Origin of the sequence: Streptomyces mesophilus (assembly GCF_040300965.1) — a bacterium.
Taxonomy (GTDB): domain Bacteria; phylum Actinomycetota; class Actinomycetes; order Streptomycetales; family Streptomycetaceae; genus Streptomyces; species Streptomyces mesophilus_A.
On the sequence record NZ_JBEPEW010000220.1, the window covers coordinates 1 to 9,688 of the forward strand.

A 9,688-nucleotide genomic window follows, 5' to 3' on the forward strand; every position below is an offset into this window, starting at 1 on the left:
ACAGACCCCTGGAGCGGACTGCTGCGGCGGGGGCGGGCGCTCGGGCCGGCCCGGCGCAGGCTGCGGGCGCTCGGCGGCTGAGCGGGCCGTGTCCGCCGGACCGTCCTCGGGGCATGGCCCGGGCGCGGGAGGGGAGTCGGTCCCCATGACAGAACTCGGTCTGCCCGCGTACATCCGTGCCTGCCTGTTCGACCTCGACGGCGTCGTCACCCGGACCGCCGTGGTGCACAACGCCGCTTGGAAGGAGACCTTCGACGCCTTTCTGTGGCAACGCTCGGGCGAGGCGTTCCGCCCCTTCGACCCGGAGGCCGACTACGAGGAGTACGTGGACGGACGACCACGGGCCGACGGCGTACGCACCTTCCTCGCGTCGCGCGGCATAGAACTCCCCGAAGGCGCACCGGACGACCCGCCCGACCGGGAGAGCGTGCACGGTCTGGGGAACGCCAAGAACGCCGTCCTCCTGAAGAAGATCGAGCAGGGCGGCGTCGAGACCTACGAAGGCACGGTCCGCTACCTGGACGCGGTCCGTCGCGCCGGTCTGCGCACCGCCATCGTCTCCGCCAGCGCCAACTGCGCGGAGGTCCTGCGCTCCGTCGGCCTCGCGGACCGCTTCGACGTGCGCATCGACGGGGTGGTGGCGCAGGAGCGTGCCCTGGCCGGAAAGCCGCACCCCGACACCTTCCTCGAGGCGGCGCGCGAACTGGGTGCGCAGCCAGGGGCGGCAGCGGTCTTCGAGGACGCGCTCGCCGGTGTGGAAGCGGGCCGGGCCGGGGGCTTCGGATATGTGGTCGGGGTGGACCGGGGCGGCCGGGCGGCCGGCTTGCGGGCCCACGGCGCGGACACCGTGGTCCAGGACCTCGCCGAACTGCGCCCGCCCGGGGCGGCCTGAAGGACGCCGGTGCCGCCATGGCCGGTGTCCTCGATGCCGTGCCCGGGCCACGGGTGCGCCGTCGGTCGGCGGGCCCTCTTGGCAGCGGCGCATCGGGGAGAGAAGGTCAGGGGATCAGCGGTTGGGCGACAGGGCGGCCGGCGGGACACCGGTTGCCGCGCCCCTCACCTCCGGGACGCGGCAACCGGTGTCCCGGAGGTGAGGGGCGCGGCACTCGAATCGAAGGGGAGTTCTGGCACATGACTCGTACACAGGTCACAGGTGGGCTCGTCATCACGGCCGCCGAGGAGATCCATGCGGATGTCCTGATCGAGGGCGGGCGCATCGCGGCGCTCGCCGTGCCCGGTACGCAGACCTGGACTGCGGAGCGGACGATCGACGCGACCGGCAAGTATGTGATCCCGGGGGGCGTGGACGCCCATACGCACATGGAGTTGCCGTTCGGCGGCACGTTCGCCTCGGACACCTTCGAGACGGGGACACGGGCGGCCGCATGGGGCGGCACGACCACGATCATCGACTTCGCTGTCCAGACCGTGGGCCGTTCGCTGCGTGAGGGACTGGACGCCTGGCACGCGAAGGCGGACGGGAAGTGCGCGGTCGACTACGGCTTCCACATGATCATGTCGGACGTCAACGAGCGGTCCCTGAAGGAGATGGACTGGCTGGTCGCCGAAGGCCTGACCAGCTTCAAGCTGTTCACGGCGTATCCCGGGGTCTTCTTCAGCGACGACGGGCAGATCCTGCGGGCGATGCAACGGGCCGCGTCCAACGGCGGCATGATCATGATGCATGCCGAGAACGGGCTCGCGATCGATGTGTTGGTGGAGCAGGCGCTGCAGCGCGGTGAGACGGATCCGCGCTATCACGGTGAGGTGCGCAAGGCCCTGCTCGAAGCGGAGGCGACGCATCGGGTGATCAAGCTGGCGCAGGTGGCCGGGGCGCCTGTGTATGTGGTGCATGTGTCGGCGCAGGAGGCGGTCGCGGAACTGGCGCGGGCGCGGGACGAGGGGCTGCCGGTGTTCGGTGAGACCTGTCCGCAGTACCTGTTCCTGTCGACGGACAATCTCGCCGAGCCGGACTTCGAGGGCGCGAAGTACGTGTGTTCAACTCCCTTGCGGCCCAAGGAGCATCAGGCGGCGCTGTGGCGGGGCCTGCGGACCAACGACCTTCAGGTGGTGTCGACGGACCACTGCCCGTTCTGCTTCGTCGGCCAGAAGGAGCTGGGCCGCGGCGACTTCTCGAAGATCCCGAACGGTATGCCCGGGGTGGAGAACCGGATGGATCTGCTGCATCAGGCGGTCCTCGACGGGCATATCTCGCGGCGCCGCTGGATCGAGATCGCCTGTGCCGCGCCGGCGCGGATGTTCGGCCTGTACGGCAAGAAGGGCACGATCGCGCCGGGTGCGGACGCGGATGTGGTGATCTACGACCCGGCGGCCGAGCAGGTGATGTCCGCCGAGACCCATCACATGAATGTGGACTACTCGGCGTACGAAGGGAAGCGGGTCACGGGTCGGGTCGAGACGGTGCTCTCGCGCGGTGAACTGGTCATCGACCAGCGGGAGTTCGTGGGGCGGGCCGGGCATGGGGTGTATCTGGCGCGGGGGACCAGTCAGTACCTCGGCTGAGAGCCGTGCCGCGGTGCCGTTGCCCTACTGGTCCATCAGCCGGGTGAACGCCGCTCGCGCGTGCATCCGGACGAACGGGCTGAGCGATCTGTCATCGGCAAGGCGCTTCAGCAGCAAGGCCCCCCGGACCCGGTGTCCTTGCACTCTGCTGAGGGCGACGGCAGCACGGGGCCGATAGGTTGCGTCCAGTGTGTTGTCCTGCGCGAGGCGTGCCAGCAGGGCGGCACCCTGTTCCTGGTGACCTGCCAGTGGTGCTGCCCCCCGGTAGCCGTCGACCTGTGCGAGAGCTCCAGCGGCACGCAGCCGGTACGCGGCCTTGACCGTCGGGCTCTCGGCCAGTTGGACCATCAGCGTGGCTGCCTCCTCCGCCCGGCCATTCTCCCGGGCCAGCGCCGCGGCCGCGTCGAGGCGGACGGCTGCGCCCACCGTGCCGTCGAGTGCGAGATGCCGCAGCAGACTCGCCGTCTCTTCGAACGGACCCGCCACCCCGGCCAGGGACATGACCACCCTGAACCGGTCGCTGTCCCGCACGGTGGTGTCACGCACCAGAGGAACCGCCAGCCCGGCCGCCGCGTCTCTGCCCCATTCCATGGCCGCCAGAATGCGGACCGCGCCAAGCAGCGGGTCCTCGCTCCACCGGCTTCTCTTCTCCAGGGCGAGGCGTGCCGCCAGTTGGAGCGTCTGTTCCCAGCTGCCCTTCTCCGCGGCCAGCAGCCCAGAGGCGGCCAGGCGGTAGGTGGCGCTCAGTTTGGCGTCCGGCTGGCACAGACGGATCAGCACGTCGATGGCCTTGTCGTGGTGCTCGGTCATCCCCAGCAGAAGGCCGACGGCCTCCAGCCGCTCTGTGCCACTGCCACTGTCCTCGGCCACGCTGATCAACTGAGCGGCGATGAGATCGGGCGGGAGGCTGGTTCTGAGCCGTAACTGCTGCCGCACAAAGCCGAGGCGACGGAGCCCCGGCGGCAGACCGTCCCGGAGAAGTTCCGTGGTCGCTGCCGCGATGCGGTCCTGGGGCATGAGCAGCCCGTCCAGGAGGAACCCGAGGTACGAGGCATCCGTCGAGAGCAGCTGGTTGCTGTCCGACTGGAATCTGCGCAGGACTTGTTCCCGGCTCTCCTTGCTGCGAGTGGCGTGTCGCGCGGCGTGATACTCCATGAGGGTCTGATGGAGAAAGCCGAAGTCGTCGCCGCGCTGGGTGAGTAGACCGGTGGGCCGCAGCAGATCACTGAGGAACTCGTTCCACAGTTGCTCGCTCACCTTGGCGGGGCGCCTGACATGGAAGTGGGTGGCGAGCACATCGGTGGCGGTGCCGTCGTTCCCTTCGATCCACTCGAACGCCAGGTTGTCGATCAGCTCGGGAAGATTGCCGCGCACCAGCTCGGCAGCCTCCTCGGCTGTCCGGTCGTCCCTGGGGACCTGGTGGTGACTGCGCAGTTGGCGAATTGCCTCGTCGTGGGTCCGCTTGATCTGCTTATGAGTGTTCTTCTCGTAGATCAGCTCTGCGAATGACCGGTAGGCGCCGGTACGGCCCTCGGGCAGGGGGCGCGCAGGGTCGGCTTCGTACAGCTGGCAGAGCATCGACGCCATGAGAGGAGTGCAGGCCAGGCCCTCCAGACGCGTACTCGAAAGCCCGGCTACGAAGAGCCGAGCATGCCTGGCGGCATCCTCGAGGTGGCAGAACCATTTCTCGGCGTAAGTGAGCAGATCATGCGCGGAGAAGGGCAGCAGTTCGAAGCGCGGCACGTGGGCACCGATCCCGTACACCTCGTGCTCGGGTAGCGAGCGGGTGGCTACGACGAACCGGTAGGTGTGCGGATTGCCGCGGACGACTCCGTCCAGCATGGTGATGACGCGCTGCCGGGTGCCTGCGTCGGAAATCTCATCGAGGCCGTCCACGAGTACGAGCCAGGGCGTCTGTTCATGGGGAACCTCTCGGAAGAACGCGGACGTCAGCTCATCGAGCAGACCGAACGGCGCCAGATCTGCGTTGGCGGCCCTGGCGAGGGCAACCGGCATGGGATCGCCGACTGTCAACGAATGCGCGCGAATCATGACCGGGACCCCTCCGCCCCGCCTGAGGTCGAGCCAGGAGGTGGCGGCAGTGGTCAGGTAGGCGCGCAGAAGTGTGGTCTTCCCGCAGCCGGGATCGCCCACCAGAACCGAAATTCCTTTTCCGGTACGGAAGACAGCTTCAGCGGAAACGACACGATCGGCGGGGGTCGCTGTCGGACTGTCGGCCGTGTCCCCCGTCGGGCCGTCGGTGTGGGGCTCGTCCTCGTCGTCAGCCGCTGCACGAAATGCTCGCTGGCGGACGTAGACATCGGACAGGGCGGGCAGGCGGCGATCGACCGACGCCCCAGGATACGGATGCTGTCGGCTCGCGACCCGCACGGTGCGGAGGTATCCGTCCAGCGTGGGAGTCAGAGCCGGCCGCGACTTACCCTCCGGCGCATTCCTGGCGGCCTTCCTGGCGGACTCCCAACGGCTTTTCCACAGCTCCTTGGCATGGGTCCACTTGGCTGCGGCTTCCGGTCGCGCTCTCCCGGCGAGAGCGCCCGGCGGATGCAGCCCACCCCATTCGAGCAGCACCTGCACAAGCACCCACAGGAGTTCGAAATCCTTCGCCGGGCTGCCCTTCTCGAACCAGCCTCCCACCCTGGTCGGGCCCAGCGGCTCGCCATGCCCAGCTGACCGAAGCCTGCGGTTCGCCTCGGCTATCGCATCCGTACGATCCCGGCCGAGGAGGGCCTGGCTTTCCAGCTCTCTGAGCGCGTCGCGCAGCAACTGCCGCCCAGAGCTCAGGCCTGTCGTCGCGGTCACCGGTTCACGCCTGCCTCCCCCGATCCATCGAATCCGCTAGCGGACGTCGGAAGGATCGTGGCGACCTCGGCTTTTCCCGATCCACCCCGCTGGATCCGGCAGAGCTTCACTGCGCAGGTGTGAGCTCGTGGAATCGCTTCTGAGCCGCCACAGGGACGGCCGTGCAGACGAAGGAAGCGGCAACGCCATGGACATCAACGTGTGGGTTCTGATGCTGATCGCCAACATCCTGGTCTCGGCCACGGCTGCGGTCGCGATGGTCTTCCTGGTTGTCAAGGACACCGCCTCGTCGGATCGGGCCAAGCTGCTCCGGGCCGTTGCCGAGGTGATCCGTGCGATTCGTGGACGCAGGTGAATGCCACGTGTGTACTGCCGCTACGCGCCGACGGTACAACAACCGGCACAGCCGCGTGCGGAGTTCTACCGTGCGGCGGTCGGTGCCGATTCCCCACAGTTCCAGTTCCAGTGTGACGCCGGGCTTCTGGCTTCTGGTTACCCGCGACCCATCACCCGTGGACGGCGTGCAGTTCGTCGGCGAAGTGGTGGTGGCTGTGCCGCCAGGCGTTCCCGATGCGTCGGGCGCCCGCCAGGTGCGGGTGGCCGGGGAGCAGACCGAAGTGTTCGTGCTCGTGGACATGGCCGCGGCGCGGTGTTTCGTTGGAGGCAGAGGCAGAGGCAGAGGCAGAGGCAGAGGCAGAGGCAGAGGCAGAGGCAGAGGCAGAGGCGGAAGCGGAGGCAGCGGCGGAAGCGGAGGCGGAGGCAGCGGACCGGGCGGGCCACAGGTGTACGGCGAGCAGCGCGGCTGCGAGTGCGACAGCGCCCAGAACGATCACCGCGCTGCGCAGCCCCGCACTCGCGCCCACCCAGCCGGCCAGCGGATAGGTGAGCAGCCAGGCGCCGTGCGAGAGGGAGAACTGCGCGGCGAACGCGGCGGTACGTTCCTTCTCGGGCGCAGCCCGCCGGATCAGCCGCCCGGCCGGAGTGAGCACCATGGAACCGGCCGCACCGAACAGGGCCCAGGTGGCCAGAAGCGCGGGCCACCGCCAACTCCCGCCCGGGGCCGCGGTGATGATGCCGGCCGCGAGGAACGCGACGGGCAGCACAAGCACCCCGCCGAGCATCACGGTGCGGTCCGAGCGCCGCTCCAGAACCCGCGGCAGCACCAGCGCGACGCTCATCGACCCGCCGCCGTACGCCCCGAGCGCAAGCGCCAGGGTGTTCGCGGACAGGCCGAGGAAGTCCCGTACGTACACGATCGAGTTGACGGTCACGAGCGCGCCCGCGGCGGCGACCGCGACGTCCATGGCGAGCAGCGAGCGCAGTTCGGGCTTGCGCAGGAAGAGCCGGCTGCCTTCCGTCGCCTTGGCGTACAGCCGTCGGCCGCCGGGAGCATCGCCGGCGGGGCGTGCGGCGGGCAGCACGGCCGAGACCACCAGCACCGCCGAGGCGGCGAAGCCGAACATCGTGCCCAGGAAAAGCCAGTTGTACGTGATCACCGAGAGCAGGACGGCGGCGAGTGCCGGACTGAACAGACTCTCCAGGTCGTAGGCGAGCCGGGACATCGACAGGGCCTGGGTGTAGTCGCGTTCCTTGGGCAGTACGTCGGGGATGACGGCCTGGAACGTCGGGGTGAAGGCGGCGGATGCGGCCTGCAGCAGGAAGACCAGGACGTACACCTGCCAGACCTGGGTCACGAACGGCAGGAACAGCGCGACGCCCGCCCGGGTCAGGTCGGCGCCCGCCATCAGGGCCCGCCGGGGTATCCGGTCGGCCATCGCACCGACGACGGGCGCGATGGTCACGTACGCCACCATCTTGATCGCCAGCGCCGTGCCGAGCACCGAACCGGCGGCAGGGCCCGCGAGGTCGTACGCGAGGAGCCCGAGTGCGACCGTCGCCAGGCCGGTGCCGGCCAGGGCGACGACCTGGGCGGTGAACAACTGCCGGTAGGGGCGGTTGCGCAGGACGGACAGCATGGCGTGGTCTCCCGGGCGTGACGTGTGGCCGACTTCCCCAAGTGTATGCACACGTGCGCAGCTACGCACATATGCAGGCGACGCCTTCCGTGCTCCGGTTGCGGCGCGCTCTACTCTGTCGTCATGCCTGCTCGCGAGCCCCATTCACCTGCGCCCGATACGCATCTGCGGACTCCGGACAGCGCGCGTCTCGCGGAGGCGACCGCGGTCTTCGCGATGCTCGCGGACGCGACCCGGCTGCACCTGCTGTGGCTGCTCGCCCAGGGCGAGTCGGACGTCGGTTCGCTTGCCGAGCGCTGCGCCGCATCCCGTACGGCGGTCAGCCAGCATCTGGCGAAGCTGCGCCTCGCGGGCCTGGTCGACACCCGCCGCGAGGGGCGGCACATCCACTACAGCCTGCGTGACGGTCATCTGCGCCGTCTCGTACTCGAAGCCCTGAGCCACGCCGACCACCGGGTGAGCGGGGCGGCTCCGCACGACTGAGCGCGATTCCGGGAGGTCGTACGCCACCCTGTGTGAAACCTCTTGCTCAATGGTCAAGAACCCTTGACCATTGCGCGCATGCCTGCCGACGATCTCCCCGAGACCTTTCACGTCACCACGGACGAACAGCTGCGTGCCGTCTCCAATCTGACGCGCCATCGGATCATGGCCGTGCTCCGTTTCGAGCCGGCGACGATCACGCAGATCGCCGAGCGGGTGGGCCTCGCGAAGGGGAGTTCCAGCTACCACGTGCGGCTCCTCGAGCGGGCAGGCCTGGTGAAGGTGGTGCGGACGCGGAAGGTGCGGGGGGTCACCGAGCGGTATTACGCGATGGCCGCGCGCTCGATCGAGCTGCCGGACCCGGGCGAGGGAGGGCCGGATGTGCTGATGCGGCACGCGGTGGCGGATCTGGAGGAGTCGCCGGCCGACGGCGAGCGGCATGTACGGATGGCACATCTTCGGCTCACCGACGAGCAGTTCGCGCAGCTGGGTGCGCGGTTGCAGGCACTCGCGGACGAGTACCGGGAGCTGTCCGATCCCTCCCTGCCGGACGCGTCACTCGTCTTCGCGCTGTTCCACCCGGCGCCGCGTCAGCAGGCGGGGGGAGTCAAGTGACCTCGGGCATAAGGAAGTTGCCGACCGGGTTCGGGCGCCTGTGGACCGCGCAGACGATCTCCTCGCTCGGCGACGGGGTGTCGCATGCCGCGCTGCCGCTGCTTGCTCTGTCGCTGACGCGGGATCCGATGGCGCTCGCCGTCGTCACGGCCGCGGGGACACTGCCATGGCTGCTCTTCGGGGTGCTCGGCGGCGCGCTGGTGGACCGCTGGGACCGGCGGCGCACGATGTGGGTCGCGGACATGGTGCGTGCGGTGCTGCTCGCGATACCGGCGGCGGCGGCCGTGCTCGACCTGCTGAGCATTCCGCTGCTCGCGGCCGCCGCCTTCCTGCTCGGCCTCGGCGGACTCTTCTTCGACACGGCCGCCACGGCCTATCTGCCGGATCTCCTGAGCCGCGACCCCGTACTCCTGGAACGCGCCAACTCCCGTCTGCGCGGCGCCCAGACCGCCATGTCCGGCTTCGCGGGGCCGCCCGCGGGCAGTGCGCTGCTCGCGCTCGGGCGGGCCGTTCCGCTGCTCGCCGACGCCGCGTCGTTCCTGGTCTCGGCCGTGCTCGTACGGTCGCTTCCCGCCATGCCGCGGCCCGTGCTGGAGGTCCGCGAGTCGCTGCTCCGGCAGGCGCGGGCCGGCGCTTCGTACGTCTTCCGCGACCGGCTGCTGCTCGGGCTCGCGCTCCGCCCGGCGGTCGGGAACATCGCCTTCCTCGCGGTGGAGACGGTCCTCGCCCTCTTCGCGCACGAACGTCTCGGCATCGACACATACGGCTTCGGCCTGCTCCTCACGGCGGAGGCCACCGGCGGTCTGCTCGGTGCGGGCATCGCCTCCTTCCTCGGCCGGCGCCTTGGCACCGGCACCGCGATGACCTGCACGGCCGCGGTCGAAGGGCTCGCCATCCTGGGTCTTGCCGCTGCCCCGAACCCGTACGCGGCCGGTTTCGCGCTCGCCGTGTGCGGCGCCGGAATGGGCGCCACGATGGTGCTCGGCCCCTCCCTGCGGCAGGCGATCGTCCCCGCCCACCTGATGGGCCGGGTCGCCTCCACCTCCCGCATGCTGGCCATGTGCGCCGCCCCGTTCGGCGCCTTCCTCGGCGGCTGGCTGGCCACCGCCTACGGCGTACGCACTCCGCTGTACGCAGCCGGGGGTCTCCTCCTGGCGATGACGGCCATCACGGCCTCCATGACCAGTAACCGCCGGGTCGAGGCGGCGCTGCGTGCCGCCGCCGCGGCCGACGACCCGGATCACGCGGCGGCCGAGGGGCCCGCCCAGGAG

The 9,688-nt window shown here is 69.8% G+C and carries 8 protein-coding genes; 6 read left to right on the forward strand and 2 right to left on the reverse strand.

The genetic code is table 11. The features are described from left to right. Nucleotides 1-145 precede the first annotated feature (145 nt). The gene (locus ABT367_RS38870; RefSeq protein WP_352258371.1) at nt 146-892 is read left to right on the forward strand and encodes an HAD family hydrolase; all 747 of its coding nucleotides are present in this window, start codon (nt 146-148) and stop codon (nt 890-892) included. 239 nt (nt 893-1,131) lie between these two features. Next, complete coding sequence (gene hydA / locus ABT367_RS38875) at nt 1,132-2,523, forward strand: dihydropyrimidinase (RefSeq protein ID WP_352258373.1); 1,392 nt, start codon at nt 1,132-1,134, stop codon at nt 2,521-2,523. A gap of 24 nt (nt 2,524-2,547) precedes the next feature. On the opposite strand, the gene ABT367_RS38880 is transcribed toward hydA, so the two are convergent. Next, entirely contained in the window at nt 2,548-5,343 is a 2,796-nt protein-coding gene (locus ABT367_RS38880; protein ID WP_352258374.1) for an NACHT domain-containing protein, read from the reverse strand. A 187-nt stretch (nt 5,344-5,530) separates the two neighbouring features. Between ABT367_RS38880 and ABT367_RS38885 the strand changes: the two genes are divergently transcribed. Beyond that, entirely contained in the window at nt 5,531-5,698 is a 168-nt protein-coding gene (locus ABT367_RS38885) for a hypothetical protein (RefSeq protein WP_352258375.1), read from the forward strand. Nucleotides 5,699-5,849: 151 nt separating this feature from the next. Here ABT367_RS38885 and ABT367_RS38890 read toward each other — a convergent pair whose 3' ends face one another. Beyond that, nucleotides 5,850-7,319, reverse strand: coding sequence for an MFS transporter (locus ABT367_RS38890; RefSeq protein ID WP_352258377.1), 1,470 nt, complete (start codon nt 7,317-7,319; stop codon nt 5,850-5,852). Between the two features lie 123 nt (nt 7,320-7,442). Here ABT367_RS38890 and ABT367_RS38895 point away from each other — a divergent pair, with 123 nt between their 5' ends. The 3 genes from ABT367_RS38895 to ABT367_RS38905 all read left to right on the forward strand — a co-directional run. Then, entirely contained in the window at nt 7,443-7,802 is a 360-nt protein-coding gene (locus tag ABT367_RS38895; protein WP_165331095.1) for an ArsR/SmtB family transcription factor, read from the forward strand. Between the two features lie 78 nt (nt 7,803-7,880). Next, nucleotides 7,881-8,417 carry an ArsR/SmtB family transcription factor gene (locus tag ABT367_RS38900; RefSeq protein WP_352258379.1) on the forward strand — a complete coding sequence of 179 codons (537 nt, stop codon included), beginning with the start codon at nt 7,881-7,883 and terminating at the stop codon, nt 8,415-8,417. 17 nt (nt 8,418-8,434) lie between these two features. Continuing rightward, nucleotides 8,435-9,688, forward strand: a 1,254-nt coding sequence (locus ABT367_RS38905; protein ID WP_434975638.1) for an MFS transporter, incomplete at its 3' end; no start/stop codon positions are given.